Source organism: Nocardia sp. NPDC059154, from assembly GCF_042755705.1.
Taxonomy (GTDB): Bacteria; Actinomycetota; Actinomycetes; order Mycobacteriales; family Mycobacteriaceae; genus Nocardia.
Genome location: NZ_JBHZCS010000077.1, coordinates 1 through 17,196, shown reverse-complemented (window position 1 = coordinate 17,196; position 17,196 = coordinate 1). Strand labels below are relative to the sequence as shown.

The 17,196-nt window shown below is 65.1% G+C and carries 18 protein-coding genes; 5 read left to right on the top strand and 13 right to left on the bottom strand.

Going from position 1 to position 17,196, the window contains the following annotated elements:
* Window positions 1–36: 36 nt before the first annotated feature.
* The 9 genes from ACFXN1_RS42515 to ACFXN1_RS42475 all read right to left on the bottom strand — a co-directional run bounded on the left by ACFXN1_RS42515 (window position 37) and on the right by ACFXN1_RS42475 (window position 7,856).
* Window positions 37–273: a hypothetical protein gene (locus ACFXN1_RS42515; protein WP_379442851.1), complete on the bottom strand. Its 237-nt coding sequence runs from the start codon at window positions 271–273 to the stop codon at window positions 37–39.
* Window positions 264–1,202 carry an alpha/beta fold hydrolase gene (locus ACFXN1_RS42510; protein ID WP_379442853.1) on the bottom strand — a complete coding sequence of 313 codons (939 nt, stop codon included), beginning with the start codon at window positions 1,200–1,202 and terminating at the stop codon, window positions 264–266. The genes ACFXN1_RS42515 and ACFXN1_RS42510 overlap by 10 nt, the downstream gene beginning before the upstream one ends.
* 116 nt (window positions 1,203–1,318) lie before the next feature.
* Entirely contained in the window at window positions 1,319–1,609 is a 291-nt protein-coding gene (locus ACFXN1_RS42505) for a hypothetical protein (RefSeq protein ID WP_379442854.1), read from the bottom strand.
* Complete coding sequence (locus ACFXN1_RS42500; RefSeq protein WP_379442855.1) at window positions 1,606–2,268, bottom strand: hypothetical protein; 663 nt, start codon at window positions 2,266–2,268, stop codon at window positions 1,606–1,608. Before ACFXN1_RS42500 ends, ACFXN1_RS42505 begins: the two co-directional genes overlap by 4 nt.
* A 3-nt stretch (window positions 2,269–2,271) precedes the next feature.
* The gene (locus ACFXN1_RS42495; RefSeq protein WP_379442857.1) at window positions 2,272–3,006 is read right to left on the bottom strand and encodes a hypothetical protein; all 735 of its coding nucleotides are present in this window, start codon (window positions 3,004–3,006) and stop codon (window positions 2,272–2,274) included.
* 118 nt (window positions 3,007–3,124) lie between these two features.
* A complete protein-coding gene (locus tag ACFXN1_RS42490) occupies window positions 3,125–4,573 on the bottom strand; it encodes a cutinase family protein (RefSeq protein WP_379442858.1) in 1,449 nt (482 codons plus the stop codon).
* A 144-nt stretch (window positions 4,574–4,717) separates the two neighbouring features.
* Window positions 4,718–5,830, bottom strand: a complete 1,113-nt coding sequence (locus tag ACFXN1_RS42485) for a lipase family protein (protein WP_379442859.1) — start codon at window positions 5,828–5,830, stop codon at window positions 4,718–4,720.
* A 2-nt stretch (window positions 5,831–5,832) separates the two neighbouring features.
* On the bottom strand, window positions 5,833–7,071 hold the full coding sequence (locus ACFXN1_RS42480) for a cutinase family protein (protein WP_379442861.1): 1,239 nt from the start codon (window positions 7,069–7,071) through the stop codon (window positions 5,833–5,835).
* The gene (locus ACFXN1_RS42475) at window positions 7,068–7,856 is read right to left on the bottom strand and encodes a hypothetical protein (protein ID WP_379442862.1); all 789 of its coding nucleotides are present in this window, start codon (window positions 7,854–7,856) and stop codon (window positions 7,068–7,070) included. The genes ACFXN1_RS42480 and ACFXN1_RS42475 overlap by 4 nt, the downstream gene beginning before the upstream one ends.
* A gap of 714 nt (window positions 7,857–8,570) precedes the next feature.
* Here ACFXN1_RS42475 and ACFXN1_RS42470 point away from each other — a divergent pair.
* A complete protein-coding gene (locus tag ACFXN1_RS42470) occupies window positions 8,571–9,443 on the top strand; it encodes a helix-turn-helix domain-containing protein (RefSeq protein ID WP_379442863.1) in 873 nt (290 codons plus the stop codon).
* A 698-nt stretch (window positions 9,444–10,141) separates the two neighbouring features.
* Here ACFXN1_RS42470 and ACFXN1_RS42465 read toward each other — a convergent pair.
* Window positions 10,142–10,363: a DUF397 domain-containing protein gene (locus ACFXN1_RS42465; protein ID WP_379442865.1), complete on the bottom strand. Its 222-nt coding sequence runs from the start codon at window positions 10,361–10,363 to the stop codon at window positions 10,142–10,144.
* Window positions 10,364–10,497: 134 nt separating this feature from the next.
* Window positions 10,498–10,947, bottom strand: coding sequence for a hypothetical protein (locus ACFXN1_RS42460; protein WP_379442866.1), 450 nt, complete (start codon window positions 10,945–10,947; stop codon window positions 10,498–10,500).
* A 612-nt stretch (window positions 10,948–11,559) separates the two neighbouring features.
* On the opposite strand from ACFXN1_RS42460, the gene ACFXN1_RS42455 reads away from it, so the two are divergent.
* Complete coding sequence (locus ACFXN1_RS42455; RefSeq protein WP_379442868.1) at window positions 11,560–12,840, top strand: helix-turn-helix domain-containing protein; 1,281 nt, start codon at window positions 11,560–11,562, stop codon at window positions 12,838–12,840.
* Window positions 12,837–13,424, top strand: coding sequence for a GNAT family N-acetyltransferase (locus tag ACFXN1_RS42450; protein WP_379442869.1), 588 nt, complete (start codon window positions 12,837–12,839; stop codon window positions 13,422–13,424). The genes ACFXN1_RS42455 and ACFXN1_RS42450 overlap by 4 nt, the downstream gene beginning before the upstream one ends.
* On the opposite strand, the gene ACFXN1_RS42445 is transcribed toward ACFXN1_RS42450, so the two are convergent.
* Entirely contained in the window at window positions 13,421–13,705 is a 285-nt protein-coding gene (locus tag ACFXN1_RS42445; RefSeq protein WP_379442870.1) for a hypothetical protein, read from the bottom strand. The genes ACFXN1_RS42450 and ACFXN1_RS42445 overlap by 4 nt on opposite strands.
* A 15-nt stretch (window positions 13,706–13,720) precedes the next feature.
* Here ACFXN1_RS42445 and ACFXN1_RS42440 point away from each other — a divergent pair, with 15 nt between their 5' ends.
* Together ACFXN1_RS42440 and ACFXN1_RS42435 are read left to right on the top strand one after the other, a co-directional pair.
* A complete protein-coding gene (locus tag ACFXN1_RS42440) occupies window positions 13,721–15,022 on the top strand; it encodes a LysR family transcriptional regulator (protein WP_379442872.1) in 1,302 nt (433 codons plus the stop codon).
* Between the two features lie 133 nt (window positions 15,023–15,155).
* Window positions 15,156–15,395, top strand: coding sequence for a hypothetical protein (locus tag ACFXN1_RS42435; protein ID WP_379442873.1), 240 nt, complete (start codon window positions 15,156–15,158; stop codon window positions 15,393–15,395).
* A 224-nt stretch (window positions 15,396–15,619) separates the two neighbouring features.
* On the opposite strand, the gene ACFXN1_RS42430 is transcribed toward ACFXN1_RS42435, so the two are convergent.
* Window positions 15,620–17,014: an ATP-binding protein gene (locus tag ACFXN1_RS42430; RefSeq protein ID WP_379463900.1), complete on the bottom strand. Its 1,395-nt coding sequence runs from the start codon at window positions 17,012–17,014 to the stop codon at window positions 15,620–15,622.
* Between the last annotated feature and the right edge of the window lie 182 nt (window positions 17,015–17,196).

The window sequence follows — 17,196 nt, the reverse complement described above, 5'->3', positions numbered from 1 at the left end:
GAGGGTGAACAACGCATTTCTATCCCTTTATGAGCGTCAGTGGGTTGGGTAGATCGCGGCGGCGATGCCGCTGGCGGAGCCGACCAGGACTGCGGCCAGCAGAGATCCGGCCAGTCCTTCGGTGGCTTCTTCGCGGTAGATGCGAATCCCGAGCAGGCCGGCGAGAAAGATCGTGCGCGCGATGCACAGCAGCAGCACGATCCAGGCGAGCCATCCCAGCATCGGAGTGAGGTATTGCGTGACCTGTGACGGAAGGGATTTCGCTAGCACCACGGTTCGTCTCCTGCTGCGGTGGCGGCACGTTCGGCTCGGACGAGGGCGTCGTCGATTGCGTTGCGTTCGACGGCTTCGAGGGCAGGCACAATCGCGTCCGCAGCCCGGCCGGGCTGTGCGTGTGGGAGGCTGTGGCCCACGCCGGGCACCAGTTCGTAATCGGCCCAGATGCGTTCGGCCAGCCGAGCAGATTGGGTCGGTGGGACTACCCGATCGCGTTCACCGGCGATCACGAAGGTCGGAATCCCGCGCAGCAAAGCGGCGGCTTCGCCATGGAGGGTGAACTCGCCGTAGGCGGCGAGCACGTCGGCCAGGACCCGCGGGTCGCCTCGACGTGCGCCGCAGACCAGTGGCGCCCGGGAGCCCAGACGTCGGCTCAAAGCGCGGAAGCGACGTTCGAAGAACGCGATGATCGCGACCGACACGGCGTCGAGGTGGGTTCGCCGCAGTCGCTGCACCCGGCGGGGCAGTTCGCGGTAACGCGGAGCGAGAGAGGGGAATTCGGGAAATTCGCCGCCGCCACTGAAGATGACCAGCGCGGACAGGGCCGAGGCTTGGGTCGGGTGGTGTTGTGCGTACGCGGCCGCGACGAGCGACCCGGCGGAGTGGGTAACCAGGATGACCTCGCCGCTGGCGTGCGCGAGTACAGCGTCGAGGTCATCGACCAGATGACGCAGCGTGGTGGCGCTGCGGCGATCGGGTCGACCGGAGATGCCGTGGCCGCGTTGGTCGTAGGCGATCTGGGTGATGGTGTCGCCGAGACGGCTGTGCACGTGTTCGACGACCGGCGACCAGTAGCTGCCGTCACTCAAGAGGCCGTGGACGTAGACGACGGTCTTGGCAGCGTCAGGTGCACCGAGCCGCGTAGCAGCGAGTTCGAGATCGTCAGTGGCGTGGACGCTCAATACGCAGGGGTCGAGCAGGGTCATAGTGCTGATTCCTTGAATTTCGCGACGAAGGGATCTTTCGGCCGAATCGGCGATACACGCGCAGGCCGGTGCCGATGTCGACAGGCGTTCGCGGGTCGTGGTTTTCGCTGGGGATGTCATTGCGCGCTCGTGATCTGCGTCATGATCGTTCCTGCGCTGGTGGCGATGATCCCGCCGACGAGGGCACCGAGGACGATCTTGGGAGCTTCGACCGCACCGCCGTGCCAGCGTTCCCAGGCGAATTTGCCGCCGGCGTAGATGAGCGCGGCGATTCCCGCGAGCATCACGAACCAGGACAACCAGTTCACGATCTTGATCAGGCCGTTGGCGCCGGGAGGTTGCTCGGGGGTGATGTGGACCTGCTGAGCCAGTACCTCGACGGTGGACAACATCAGTGGCAACGTCATTGAAGGTCCCCGGGCACGTCTGGGTCGGTTGTCGGACGAGTGGCGGCGATCCGTGCGGTGATCGCTGTCCCCGCTCGGTGCACATCGATGGGCACCGCGCTGCTCGGGTCTGCGCGTCGCGGCGGCGGCGGATCGTTCGGTGTGAATTGCGCCAGCTGGGCGAGGTCACAGACGAGGAGCTCCTCGTGCCAATGGATCGACCAGATCGCCTCGTCCACCAGATCGGCGACGATGCGTCGATAACGGCGAACCGCTGCGGGGATGCGCCCAGGCCGGACGGGGGTCAGCACCAGTCCGAGGACGATGACACCCGAGGGAGCAAGCCCGGCATGCCATTCGCGAAGACGGTCCGCGGCGGCGGTGAGTCCGGGGAGGCAGTCGCGTGCGGCGACGACGACGCGTTGTGTGGTCTGCGGAGAGGCGGGCCAGGCTAGTCCGGTATCTGCTGCGGGGGCCCACCAGTGGGCCAACGTGGTTGTGCCGGCGCCGCCGTGCGCTCCTTGCACGGCGAACAGTGGCGGATAGGGGCCGGTCGTGGGCAGCGGGGTCGAACGAACCGGTGCTTGACGGTCCGGAGTCGGCGCGGTGACGGTATCTGGCTCGAAACGTCCCGGCTCGGTGCTGTCGGGATGGTGGAGATGAATGACGTTGGCGCGCATCTGTTATCCCTGCTTCTGGATGTTGTCGATCAGCAGCCCTGCCGGTGTGCGGCGGAGGTTGATCACCTGCAGGTAGTCCGTTCGGGTGTGGTCGGGGTGCAGCTCGACCAGGTGCACGTTGGCCGTGGCGTCCGCGATCGGCGTGATCGCGACGCAGTGCATGGTCCCGGCGGGAATGGACGCGATGCCAGCGGTGAGCGGATCGCGTGCGAGCCCGGCTTCGGGGGTGACCAATGCAAGCGCCGCGTCCGCCGAACGCTGCTGGTAATAGGCGTACTCGAAGGCGGCGATCACGCCAGTGACGCTGGCTGGGTCGCCGGGGCCGGCGGTGACCGTCGTGGCGGTCAGGCCCGTGCAGGCACCGGTCAGTGCTGGGGTCTGCGTCGCACTCGATGTCACAGTCTGCGGCGCTGACACGGTAGACTCTGTCCCGCCGCCCAGGGCAAAGACGGCAAAAACGATCACCAAGATCGACACCAGGATCGACACGATGGGAACGACCCATCGCAGGCGTGCTGTCCTCGACACCGGCCGCCCGTCGAAGGCGTCTCGCGACTCATCGTACGTTGCCGCGGCATCCAGATCGTCGGGGAGCCAGCCCCATTCGGAGTTGGTCTCGCGGGTTGGGTTGGTCGGGGCGCTGGGCTGGGCGGGCAATGTCGTGGGTGTTGAGCTTTCGAGCCAGCCCCACTCGCTGTTGCCGTGGGTGCGCGAATCGGTGGTGGTGTTGTGGGGCATCGAAATTCACCTCCTGTGCTGGGTGATGTGGTGAGGGTGGGCCCTTCGGGCAGACGGCCCGCGAGGGACTGGTCTGGTTATCTCTCTGGCGCAGAGACCACCGTCTGCCCGAAGGGGTCTAGGGAGCAGGCGTGCTGCTGGTGGTCGCTGACGGTGCGGTCGCGACCGGGGGCGACGAGGACTGTGTGGGCGTTGCGGCGCTCAGTGTCACGCCGGTGGACGGTGTCGCAGATTTCGGTAGCGACGTCGCGGGGTTGGTCGCGGCGATGTCGTGGGCCAGTGCGGCGAACCATGTGGCGGCAGCGCTGAGCGGGGCTGTTCCAGAGGAGTCGGCCGAAGCGCTGGTGTAGGAGTCGTGTCGTCCGGCGGTGTCGCTGTATTGGGTGTATGTCGCCAGGTTGTAGAGGTCGCTGTCGTTGGTGACAGTGGTTGTGATGGCGGTGAATGCTTGATTCACCCAGCCCAGTGCGGTCGCCGGAGGAATCAATTCCGCCACCGCGCCAACGACTTTCGCCCCGAGTGCGGCCAGGGCCGCGACCGGATCGGCCATGCCTACTGTGGCGAGTTCGCTGATCGTGCTTGTGGTGAATACTTTCTGTGCGACTGAGACCACGGTGTTGAGTCCGATCGTGCCCAGCCGGAACAGCACCGAGAGGGCGTCACCGATGCCGGGGATCGGTGTGCTGGGATCTGATGCTTCGGCCAATCGCTGCCCGAGCGTTTTGGTCGGCTGGTAGGACAGCTGATCCAAGCTCGTGCCGGAGAGGTCTTCGGTGACCACCCCCACGGTGGTCTTCCACACCGTGGCCGCCAATGCTTGCGCGATCGTGGAGATGGCTGTGATGGGATCCTTGGTATCGGACTGTGCGGCAATGTTTTTCACAGTCTTGGTCAGCGGTGTATCGGTAGAGGAGTCACAGGACAGGTCGCCCGGGGTGCAGAAGTCAGCGACCCGTCCGGCGAGTGAGCCGTAGTCGACAGCACTGTTGCTGGCGATTCCGGATCCGCTGGTCCCGGTATCGGTCAGCGTGATCTGTGCGACCGCGGTGCCTGCGGTGCCGGGCGCGGCGGTCGGGGTGGTTTGCCCCGGACGGCCGGGCAGCACAGCCTTGTCGGCGCGAGCGGGGTTGGCGAACAGGACGATGCCCGCCACGACGTCCGGCTCTACGGGACCGGCACCCGTGCCGACAGTATGGGCGAATGCAGAGACGGCGGCGGCACCCTGTCCGTAACCGGCGGCGGCGATGCGAGTGGCCGGGCAGCGTTGGGCAATCTCGGCGGCATACCTTCCGAGCAGGTCCGCAGCATCGGTCACGGCTTGCTGATACGGCGTCTCGGTGCCGTCGTCGGCGTAGCCGTAGCGCACGTAGGCGCGCTGCACGGTGGCTCCGGCCGCAGCGATCAGTGCGGAGAAGAACTGTCCGAGAGCTCCGGTGTCGGTGGTCGGTGCAGCGTCGGAGGGGCCTTCGTCTGTTCCTTGAACCCCGAAGACGTACAACGCGGGGCATGCGCCGTCGACGGGGACATCCGCTTCCGAGCGGGCGAGCAAACCGGTCGATAAGTACACGATCGTCACCACAAGGGTCACCAGAGGTGCGGCCGTGCGGCCGAAGGGTGTGGGCTGAGTATTTGAACTGTGCAACAAAGGATTCACCTCGCATTCCTGATCTCTGAGGGCGTGTGGCGACAACGCGAACGTCACGCTCGAGCGTTAGGGGCTGGGCGACGGCCCGCCGCGGGTCGGTAGCCAACGGAGGAAGCTGGCGAGCGTGTCGGCGACCTCTGGTGTGCTGTCGATGGCAGTGCGGAAGTGGTTGGCGTCGTATTCGCGCCAGCTGACCTCGATGCCGCGGCGCTGATACTCGATGAACAGTTCGCCACTGGATTCGATCGGCACGATCGGATCCTGGGTGCCGTGATACAGATGGACAGGGACCGCGGGAGTTGCTGCGCTGCTTCGGCTTTCGCGAGTCAGGACGAAGCGCCATATGGCGTCGTTCCACGGGTCCGGGCGTTCGCACCAATGTTGCAGCGGCTGTCGATACTGCGCGAGAAGCGTTGCCGCGCTGAGCTGCTCAGCGTTTCGTGCCACCCTGCGGCCATCCTCGGTAAGGACATGACGCAATGGCAGATGGTGGTACGCGCGTGAGAGTCCGATCAGTCCAGCCAGCGCCAGCGCTGCCCACGGTCCGCGGTGTTGTGTGCGAACCAGCGCGCCAGGATCAGTCACGACCGCGCCGGCCGCGACTCCGCACAGGTCGAGCTCCGGAGCGTATTCAGGCGCGAGCTCAGCGGCCCATACTGCGGCACGGCCGCCGTCGCCATAGCCCCACAGCACGATTGGTGCGCGCGAGGTGTGCGAAGGTGCGAATTCCGGAATCGCTTGGGCGGCTCGGGCCAGGTCCAGCGCGACGTGCGCGGCCGCGCGGGCGGCGAGGAAGGTGTGCGGGCCCAGGCCGGTGATGCCGAGGTTCTCGCCGTCCGGCACAGCCACTGTCCAGTCTCGATCGAGGGCTTCGCGGATCTGTTCGAGCGGTTCGTCGCCGGTGAGCAGATGCTGGGAGGGAGCGCACTGGCCACCGAGTCCGTGGAAGCTGGGGCAATACACGACAATCGGCGCCGGTTGCGGCTGCGCCGTCGACGTCGCGGAGAGCACCGTTCCTGTGACGGGGATCGGCTCTCCCCGCGAGTCGCTGGAGACGTACATGATGCGCCAGCCTCTCGTCCGGTGATCCAGTTGCGGGACGGTGATGGCCTGTGTGCGCAGCAGTTGGCCTGGGCGGTCGCCGTGCTCTGCGGGAAGCAGTGCGTAGAAGTCGGTCATGGTCAGCTGCCCGCGAGGTCGTGCGCGAGGGCGATGAGCCACGCGATCCCGGAGTTCAGCTGTCCGGTGGTGGCGTAGCCGTTGTGGCGAGCAACCGTGTCCGCGAATCGGAGCCAGACCGCAGGATTCACCAGGTCGCTGTTGTCAGCGGCGAACTGGCCCCACGCCCCGGACAATTGCGAGACGAGTCTCGGCACCAGGACGAGCGGGTTCTGGCCGACGGTGGCGGTGATCTCGTTCCACCGCGAGGTTGCCGCAGTGGTGTCCTCGGTCGACGGTCCGGGTATCCGAGGATCGGTGGCGTCGGTCAGCCGTTGTGCCAGCGTGCGTGCCGGTGTGTAGTCGACATTGCCGGAATCGAGACGGAAGTCGTTGAGCACGAACGAGGTCCACGCATTCCCCAAGGCGGCGGAAAGCAGGGATTGGATCGATCCGACTGCCGAGATCGGGTCACGTAGGTCGGCCTGCGCCGCGAGATCGGCCCCCGCCCGCAGCACCGCGGCGTTGCCCGGTGCCGAACACGCCAGATCCCCCTCCACACAGATATCGGCCACCCGTCCGGTCAGCGCACCGTAGGTCGTGCCGTCGTCAGCGATTCCGGCACCAGCGGACGCGGAATTGGTGAGCTGCACTGCCGATACCGCTGCTCCGGTACTTCCTGGGGCAGGATCAGGTGTGGCCTGCCCGGGGCGGCCGGGGAACACGGGTTCGCCCGAGGATCGAATCGGATTGGAGTACAGCGCGATTCCCGCGATTCGTTCTGCCGGTATCGGACCTTTGCCGGCACCGACGGCCTGCGCGAACTCGGCGACCGCTTGTGCACCTTGGGAATAGCCGACGACCGCGAGCATCGTGGCCGGGCAGGCCACCATCACCTGGGTAGCCGCGTCGTCGAGTTCGCTCAGGGCCGACGCGACCGACGCCGCGTACGGGTCCGCACCGCCGCCCGGTACCACCCCGCCGAATCCGGCCTCGTAGGCGACGTAGCTGCGCTGGACCAAGCCCGGTACCGCGGAGACCACGGGCCCCAGCAGCGCACCGATCACCCCGGTATCCGCTGTCGGACTCGCCCAGGGTGAGGACTGACCGGTCCCTTGAACACCGAGTGCGTAGAGCGCGGGACAGGCCGGACCGATCGGAATCTGCTGAGCGGCCGCTGGTTCCGACCCGCTGACCAGCGAGGCACCACACAGCAGCGCGATGGCCGTGCCACCGGAGATCCGTGAAATCCGTGTGCTCACTCCTGGCCCACCCCGACTCCAGCCCCGAAGCCCGCACCGACCGTCCCTCCCGCGATCGCACCGACGATCGCGACCGGAATTCCCGCGATCGCGGCTCCGACCGCCCCGCCGGCCGCGGCACCCAGCGCTGTGCCGAAGACTCCGGAGGTCACCGTTCCCAGAACCGGCACGGGCACAAGGGTTCCCACCGCGGCTCCGGCGATACCACCGACCGTGCCGCCGACGAGTCCGCCCACGACCGCGCCGATCGCGGCAACCGGGCCGCCTGCGATCACCGCCCCGGCAGCGCCCCCGACGCCCGCGCCCGCCAGGGTGGCACCGCTGACACGGTCCGAGCGCCCTGCCGGGAAACCGATCGAGTCCAGCGCAGTCGCTACCTGGGCTTCGGCACTGGCGGACGTGTCGTTGATCCAGTCGCGGACCGGCGTCGGGAGCCAATCAGGCGAGGGTGTCTGCCACTCGCCGATGCGAATCGTGTTGTCCGGCGGCGCGATCGGCGCGACGGGAGCAACGGGCTCGGGCGCATGAAGATCTTGAAGTTGCACGGGAGGTGCGGGATCAGCCGCCGGCTGCGGCCGCGGCGACCTACCGTTGCGGATTTCCGGGGGTTGCTCGGAGTACTGCTGATCGGGCTGCGGCTGCTGCTCGACCGGCGGTGGAGACGGTGCGGCGGGGGTCGTGGTACCTGGCTGCGCGGGGCTGGTGACGCCGGGTTGATTCGCTATATCGCTGAGCCCCGCGGCCACGGCCATGCCCGGTGCCGACAACACGAGCGACAACGGCACGACTCCCGCGATAACAAGACGTCCGCAGCGAACGATGATCGGCGTCGACGACATCGCTGCGCTCGAACTTCCCACACCGTGTGCACGTCGGGTCGACCGTGCAGGACCGGCTGAATTGCGTCTGGAAATTTGCATGTCAAAGAGACCCTTCATAGCAAGAAAGGCAGTCAGCTCGGATTCAACGAGCGTTCCGTACTCGATGGCGCGGGTGCGCCAGGCTGCGAGAACGCGGCCCGGCGCACCCGCGTAAAGGATCGGGACTTACAGGAACTGCCCCACCAGCGAGATGAGCTGGGTCACAATGCTGAGAGCATTAGATGCGATCGCCGAACCAAAGTTCAGGTAGGACAGGATATCCATCGGATCCACGAATTTGCCTCTCGTAGCGGTTGCACTTGCCTCATCATCAAAACCCCGGGATCCACGCCGACGCCATACTTGCGACTGGTAAAGAATTTACTAAATAACGTCTTTACCAATGGCCGCACCTCAGCACGCAGGCAAAACCCCGCAATTCGGTAATAGAATTACTTGAGAATCACTCCAGAATGCCCGGACTCGGTTCGACGCCAGAGTCCGCTGCTGCCACACTCGCAACCGCCCCGCAATCCGCATGAACAAATAGCGTTGCCGAGGTAGCTCGCCCCTGGTAGGAACGGCTCAACTCACAGGGGGAGTTACACCATTCATCGCAGTTAGCCATGCGACCTGAAAATGACCGCAGAAGAGGGGGGAGAGGACATGGCTCCGTCTCCTGGTAGAAGAATCCGACGACTACAACCGGCCATCCACGACGGCGAGTCCGCCGACATCGAGATGCCAAGCCTCGGCGCATGGCTTCGGCGGGTCCGAGACGATCGCAACCTGACTCGCCAGCAAGCCGCCGACCGCGCAAACATCAGCGTCGACTACATCAACAAAATCGACCGCGGCTACGTACCCACCCGAGAAGTGGTCGAACGACTGATCATCGCCTACGACATGAACCCGATGCAAGGGCGTCACACCCGTCACCTGTGGGAGCCGGCAGTCCCCCTCCCCTCGATCGACGAGCTACGCGAACGAATAGACACCCCGAGCCGCCGCGAAGCCCTCGCACACATGGACAAGATAGGAATGCTGTGCGTATATATCGATCCGCTATGGAACATCCTGTCCGCCAATGAAGCCTTTTACCACGCACTGCCAGGACTCGACGCCGCAAACCACAATGTCGGACTGTGGCTCTACCACGCGCAAAAGGACTCCAGCCCAGCAAGGAGCGTGACGCTGACATGGGAACAGGAGGCGCTGTTCCACACAGCGATGACCCGCGGCGCCCTGGGCCTCTACAGAACCAGCCCACGAGCGAAGGAGCTCCTGGAACAACTGAAACGCTATCGAGACTTCCGCCGGATCTGGAGCAGCGGTATCCACGTCGCCTACGCGCGGCAGCCGTCCGACCTCGCCCACCTTCGCGACCCGTCGACGGGCCAACCGTACTCAATAAGTGTCGACATCGCAGAACTGGGCGACAACCGCGACATCCGCGTTTGCCAAGCATTCAGACAACCCCAAGCCAGCCCGCCCGCGTCGCCTGTGCGATAAGTTTCGGCAATCCCGAACCATAATGTACCGGTCGTCACAAATGGCGAGGGCTCGACATAGGAGCAGACGCACACTCGGCAGGTAGCAAATCCACAATTGGACTACGTGTAACCTCTGGCGATACTCAGGCCGCAACCGTCCGCCGCACGCAGAACTCGACAAGCATGCGGCGGACTTCACACAGAGCCGGCGCCTTCCAGACCCGCACTCGCCACAATATGGCGGAGCGCCTCAAGCGATCGTCGTTTTTGAGCTGATGAATGGCGATCCGTGAGCTTTCGGGTTCACCAAGCCCAACAGTGGATTCTGGCGGTGGCCTGCCCCTACGGTGAGGCCACCAGTACTTACACCCTGAGACGGGTTGCAGCCCTGTATGGGTGCACCTCCATCACCTTGCACCCCTGAGCCCCATCACCACTGACACCCCCGCAAAGGGCAACCAGGCCACCCAGATTGTCCCGACTGACTGGCCGATCCGCACCCAGCCAGAAGCGGGCCAGCGATTACGGCGACGAGCAGGGCAAAGGCTTCATCTAGTCCTCTCGCGTGATGGCCGGGACGCTACTGCGGGACGCGTTAACGGTCCATACACACGTCCGCAAACAGCACAATTCGTCAGTGCCCCAGCCGGTTTGAACAAAGCTGTGCCCGGTCGCAGGTGCTCGCGACCGGGCACAGCGGGTGACCCTTGCCAGCGACTACACGGCGTCGAATTCGCCGTCCTTCGCGCCTGCCAGGAATGCGTCGCGCTCACCGCGGGTAGCGGTGATGAACGCGGCCGGATACCGGCCGTTGCGCAGCGCGATCCCGCCGTCGGGCAGTTCGGCGATTTCGAGGCAGTTGCCCGACGGATTCGAGTGGATGCTCTTGCGCCATGCCAGATTGGCGAGGTCGATGGCGTTCTCGGAATTAGTGGCCATGGTGGTGGTTCTCCTTCACACTGGACGAGGGAATCGATGATGTGTCTGGTTCTCGGAGACGGGCGCACGGCCGGTGCAACGGCGGATGTGCGCCCGTTCTGCATGCGGCGGCGATCGGCTCGTCGGCTGCCCTCTCATCCCGGTCCTGGGCTTTCCTCTGGCGAGTCGGTATGGTTCGCGTCGGCTTGCTGGCGCATGAGCTCGGAACGCACACGCCGCCAAAGGATTTCGCCATCGTTGATGCTGGCGATGTTGATCAATCCGGTTGCGACGGCGAGATCGGGAATGTGAGTGCGGTTCGGCACGACGAGGATCTGAGCCTCGGAGTACCCGCAGGCGAGCATCAACTCATCCATGGCGCGTGGGCGGCGGACCCACTTTCCAACCTGTACGACATCCGACATCGGCCGGATATAGCTGACCGGCGGAACCTGCCAACGGTTCCCGGCTATGTACATCCGGACCCGATTGATATCAGCGACGAGGTTGTCGCTGTACCTCGCCCACACCCATCCAAGGGCAAGAATCGGTTTGTCCGAGTCGAGGTCGATGTCGGGTGCCGACTCGAAGGCATGCATGTTCACGGGGCGGCTCGCAGGGCACGCAGGTATCGGCCGAGACGGCCGGAGTCCGGAACGATGACACCCCTGCGCGCCAGCTCGAGAAACGCGATCGTTTTCGTGATGCACGTACCGACCTGGCACGCGCGGTGGACCTGCCATGCCTGATGCGGTGCGCGCTGCGCCTGATCCGGGCAGTTGTGGGACGAGATGCGACGGGCGACGCTCGCGTCTGTATCCGCTTGCAATTCAACGAGGTCCGGTAGATCGGTCACCGCGACCTCGCAGGCCTGCAGGTTCGGCCCCACTCTGCGGCGAGGCGGGCCCAGACGTCGTCCACAGTGAGATGCCCTCCGCGCCGAGTTGTGGTGATTCGGCCGCGCACGACTGGCATCGCGAATAGCACTAGCGCGCCACGCGCAACGGCGGCGATTACGGTCATGTCGAGTGCCCTTCCGGTCTTGCACTTCGAGGAGGCCCGGCGCGAGCGGTTCGCGCTAACTGCCGGGACCCGCAGGCCCCCGCAACCGGGCTGATTCGAGCGTCGGGGAGAAAAGGCCGCGATCCCACATACGGAACTCCTACGGCGGTCGTACGCTTCGCCTACGGGCATTGCGGGCAGGCAGAGGGGCATAGATGATCGTTGGCGATTGGACGAGCGCTGAGGTCAGAGCCTTGCGCGACGCACTCCTGAAAACTCAGGAGGAGTTCGCCGAAACGCTGGGCTACTCAGTCCAGGCGGTCCAGAAATGGGAGTACCTTCCTGCGGGCCGCAAACTCGGCAGACGCAAGACTGTCGAGGACCTTGAAAGCCTGTTCGGGCGGCTCGACCCCACGCAACGGGAACGGTTCCAAAGTGCCTTAGCCCGTTCGTACTTCGGACCGACCGTCGCGGAACTCGCCGTCGAACTCCACAGCAAGGAAGTGGTCGACGACGTGAAACGTCGAGAGTTCGGAAAAGCAATCGCCGGGGCGCTGGTGGCTGGAACCCTGCATATCGATGTCGGCGACGCACACCGTGTCTCGGCGTACGTCAATCTCGTCGAGGACGAGGCGCGCCGCGTCGGTGGAGCCTCGCTCGTGCGGACGGTTCTTCACCAAACCGACCGAGCCCTGCGGGCGCTCGACGTCGCGAGCTTCGGGAACTCCAAGGCCGAAGCCACCTATGCCTCGGCGGTCGGCCATCTGGCGGCAACGGCAAGTTGGCTCGCATTCGACTCGACCCTCGTCAACCAGGCAAAACGATCGGTCAACGAGGCGTTCACCGTCGCAAATCAGGTCAGAGACGACGATGTCACCGTGCACGCATGCATGGCGCTGTCACTCGAGACTCTCGCACTCGCCAAAACCGGCGAGGGCAGCCCGCAGCACGCTCTTCGTCTAACCGGCCTGGCGCGAAACCTGCTGCGAGGCCGCCCGCCTGCTCGCATTCATGCCCTCGTCGCTACCCGGGAGGCTCAGGCATACGCTCAGATCGGCGACCGCGAGAAATTCGTCCGCGCCATATCGACGGCATGGCGCGAGATGGAACAAGCCGCCGACTACGAACCGATCGAACAATGCCCGGTCTGGCTCCAATTCGTCTCACGCAGCGAGGTCAGGTTCCACGAGGCACGCGGGTACGCGCGGCTCGGCGAAACAACCGCCGCGGTCGAGATCTTCAGCGATATGGAGCGCGGCGCGGGCCGCAACGCCGCGTTCTACCGGGCAGGCAAGGCCGCGACACTCGCCGGTGGCGGCGACATCGCGGCAGCGGTCACAGAGGGAACCCTCGTGCTCGACGAGCTGGAAAACGACCTCAGATCACCCCGGACGATCAAGTTCCTCGAGCCCGTCCGCTCCGCAGCCGACCAACTGCCAGCGGCCGAGGAGTTCTGTCGACGATTCGATGCGGTAGCGAGCACAGTAAAGGTATGAGTACCAACCTGATTCAGGGGCTGAGCTTCGCTCGATACTCCGCGGCCGGGGCCCGCGACATCCGCCACGTCGTCGAGGCGATCTACCGCAGCGCCTACGCCGACGCGATCGAGGCGGGCGACCCCTTCGAAGCACCCGACTCGTTCATGCACAGATTCGACGCCTATACAGATCCGCAGGCCGGCCGATTCGAGCTCGTCGTCGGCCGCATCGACGGCGAGCCCGTCGGACAAACCTGGGGATGGCCCTTGACCGCTCAAAGCCGTTGGTGGACCAATCTACGGCTCGATACCGGCGACCGCGCAGCCTTCGTAGCCGAGAACGGCATGCGCACCTTCGCGCTATCGGAAATCATGGTGTGCAAGCCGTTCACCGGCCGAGGTATCGCGCGGGCCCTCCACGACGAGATACTCCGGACCCGCCCGGAAGAACGCGCGACATTGCTCGTCGAGCCGGACAACACGCGGGCCTACCAGGCCTACATCAACTGGGGGTGGTCGAAAGTTGGAGTGCTCCAACCGAGCTGGCCGAACGCTCCGCAACTGGACGTCCTGATTCGTGAACTCGGCAACGGCCGCAACTAATAGCGGTCGTCCACATCGTCGTCGTGCTGCACAGCATCCCGCAGTTGCGCTAGCCGTCTGAGCACGTCGTCGGCCGCTCCGGTGCGATAGACGACGAGGGCCCAGATGCGTTCGGTATCGAGGGCATTGGTGTCGATCCCGGGCAAGGTCAGTCCGTCTGCCAGGTGGTGCGGCGGTGACCACGTCACCGGCAGCCACTGGGACAGGTCGCACGCGAACTTGGTGTACAGATCGACCACATCCGGCTCGCCGCGGAACACCTGGACCGGCCGCAACGACACTGGGCACCCAACTCCGTGCCCGCCCGGTGGAAGACGGAGCGTCATGCCGCGGGCGTTCTCACCCGCGACTACTTTCTGCGCGAATACGTTCAGCGTCGGCGCGGCCTCGCCGAGCTGGCCACCGAGACCGGTATTCCCCGACATATTCTCAGCCGCGTCGCCCGCGAAGCCGGGATCGAGATTCGCAGTGCCAGTCCATGTTTCCCGATCGACGAGAAGTGGTTGCGTGAGCAATACCTGATTCACAAGCGCTCCACCAATGCTCTGGCAACCGAGCTCGGGATCGAACAAGCAACCCTCGTCGGGGCTCTCCACCGCCACAACATCAGCGTGCGGTCGGCCGGAACCCGCAGCTTCCCGGAGATGATCGCCACCTACGAACACCTCCCGCCTGGCGTCCGTGCCGCAGTGGAAGGAACACTGCACGGATGGCAGCGACTTCACCGTTTCCAGGTCACGATGGCCTTTCCGACCATCTGCTTGGCAGCGAACTACCTTGGAATCAACAAGTCCGGTCTGCAAACCCAGCTGCAACGTCTCGAACGCGATCTGGGCCAGACGCTGTTCGTCCGATCAGCCGGTCGCCGACCCCAACAGCCAACCCCTTACGGCCGGGCACTGCTGGATGACTTGTCCGACAGGACGGTCCGCGCAGAGCTCGCTGCCGCGCTCGACCATGACCCGCACCCGGACCCAGGCGTGGCAAGCCCCGCGCAGATCGCCGCAGCGGTCCATTCGTTCACCGCGCCCCGACCGGCCCGCACGCCGCAGCCACTACCAGGAATTCCGGTTGCCAGAATCAGGATGAATGCCGCCACCCGAGCTCTGTTGCGCCAGATGATGATCCGACCGACCCGGGAGTTCTACGGCTATGAGCTCGCCCAGAGCACCGGCTTGAGTACCGCGACGGTCGGACCTCGACTACGTCAGCTCGAGCATCTTGGCTGGATTACGAGCAGGACGGCAGACGCATACACCCCGGTGACACACGCCCCGCATCGCCGACGCGTCTATTTCCGATTCACGCGGCTACCGAGCCGCCACATACCAACTCGGTCTACCTGCACCCCGCAACTCACCGTCCCCAACCCGCCGTCATTGAAGGCCAATGGGCGAACATGCGCAACTTCGGGCACCATTTCCTCCAGTCACCACGGCCAGGTGCGGACGCAGCCTCGGCAGATAGTGGGCGGTACCCCTGAGCGCTACAGGCCGCACGCCGATTGTCCTTGGAAATCGTTGTGGAGGGCGATCTTTCGCGGGCACATCGCAGAACCGAACGTCCTCCCCGGAACCCTCGCCGACAAACGGTCCTGATGGCGCTCACCCGATTCCTCGGCCATTCACCGAATTTCCGGTAGTGCAAGCTTCGAACAAGCGAAAGATGCTCCAAGCTGGGAGAATTCCACCTTCCTTGGACCGAATACGCATTTGCAGGAGCACCGTTCTGGTGGGCAAGATCTGCGTCGTGGTACCCGTCGCTGAAAGTCGACGGGGAGAGTTCGGGTGTGATCTCGAAGGCCGGGCGGTGACGCTGCTGCGCACCGCGGAACAGGTCGGGTTGATGATCCGGTTGCTGTCGGACGTGTTGATTCCGTGGCGCAAACCTGGATCGATCCACGACCCGGGCCAAACCGTGGCAGATCTGGCCGTGGCGATCGCTGTCGGCCTTGGCTACGCGCCGATCTAGCGGTATTACGTTGTGAGCCAGTGGTTTCGGCATCATGGCCTGGGACCCGGCGGTGTCTCGACTCTTCACAACCCTGACTGCTGACGCGCCCGAGGCCCCTGCAGCGATCGGCGCCGCGCGCATCGGCGCCCGGGCGGTGTGGTTGCGGCGATCGAACGAATCGATGAGACGAAAGGCGGCCTCGAGGATCCCCCGGTACCGGATCCCATGGCCGGCCGGCACGATCAATGAGCCTGTCGTTCGGCGTCTTCTGCGATCCAGGCCGCGATTTGCGCGCGGGAGGTGAATCCGAGTTTGGTGAGGATGTGCTCGACGTGGCCCTGGGCGGTGCGTTGGGAGATCACCAGTTTGGCCGCGATCTGCTTGTTGCTGAAACCTTGCGCGATGAGATCCGCGACCTGACTCTCGCGCTTGGTAAGAGCCACGGCCGGGCCCGATGCGGGCACGGTGTCGGCAGGTTTCTCGCCGAGTGCATAAGCCACGGCATCGTCCATCCCCATCGCTCGGCCTTTGCGGAATGCCGCATCGAATCCGCGGGCGCCGAGAGCGGATCGCGTTGTCCGGACGCACTCGTCGTGATCGTCCACCATCGGCAAGATTGGCGAAGGGTTACCCATGGACCGCTGTAGTTCTTCCACGGCTCCCATCAGTACGGCTGCACGCTCGGCGTCATCGTTGGCGCCTGCAACCCAGGACAGCGTCTCGAGGCTCAGCGCGGCGATGAGCGGACTGTGCATTCGCCGGTTGACTCGCAATGCATCTTCGAGCAATTCGGCTGCCCGCGATGGTTCGCCTTGCTGCCAGGCGGCAACGCCCAGGCCCCACAAGGCGGTCGAGCGGAAGAGCGATTCGCCGCACGCTTCGGTGACGGAAAGTATCTTCCGGTGGCACTCGATCGCCTGTTCCGTATTCCCGGCCAGCGCGTACACCGAACCGAGCGCGGACAGGGCAGCAGCGTAAAGGAATCCTTGCCGATTCGAGTCGAGGATCCCGACAGCGCGTTCCAAAGAGGAGGCCGCCAGAGCAAGTTCACCGCGATAGATCGCCACGCCGGCGTCGGCGTAGGCGATCAGTGCCTGGGTCATCGGGGTGGGATCCTGTTCGGCGAGCGCGTGTCCCTCCTCGAGAAGGGCGGCAGCCGCCGATGAGTCGCCCTGCATCACTGCCACGATGCAGCCGGCATGAAGCGCTCTGACACGGTCGGGTACGGATTGGTGGGCAGGGTGGTCGAGGAGCAGGTCGATCCAGCGGCGACCTTCGCTGTACAGACCTCGGAAGGTCCAGAACATGAACAGTGCTGCGGCGGTCTGTAGTCCGGCTTCGGCTGCCTGCTCGGTGTCTTCGGCCAGGCTGTATTCGAGCGCCTCGCGCAGGTTGGGTTGTTCGCGTTCGAGCCTGGCGGTCCAGTAGGGCTGCCGGTCGCTGACCCATCCGGCCTCCGCCCCCAGCGCCAACTGCTGGTACCAGTCACGGTGCCGGCGACGTAGTTGCTGATCCTCGCCGGACTCCCGCAGCTTCTGCCTGCCGTAATCGCGAACGGTCTCCAACATCCGGAACCGCACGATGCGGTGTGACTCGTCTCGGATCAGGATCGACTTGTCCACCAGCGAGGACAGCACATCGACCGGATCCTCGGGAGCAAGGTCGACGCCGCACACCTGTTCGGCGGCGTCGAGTTCGAAGCCTCCGGCGAATATCGACAGCCTGGCCCACAACCGCTGCTCGGCCGGGGTGCACAATTCGTAGCTCCAGTCGACACACCATCGCAGGGTCTGCTGCCGGGTCGGCGCGGTGCGGCTGG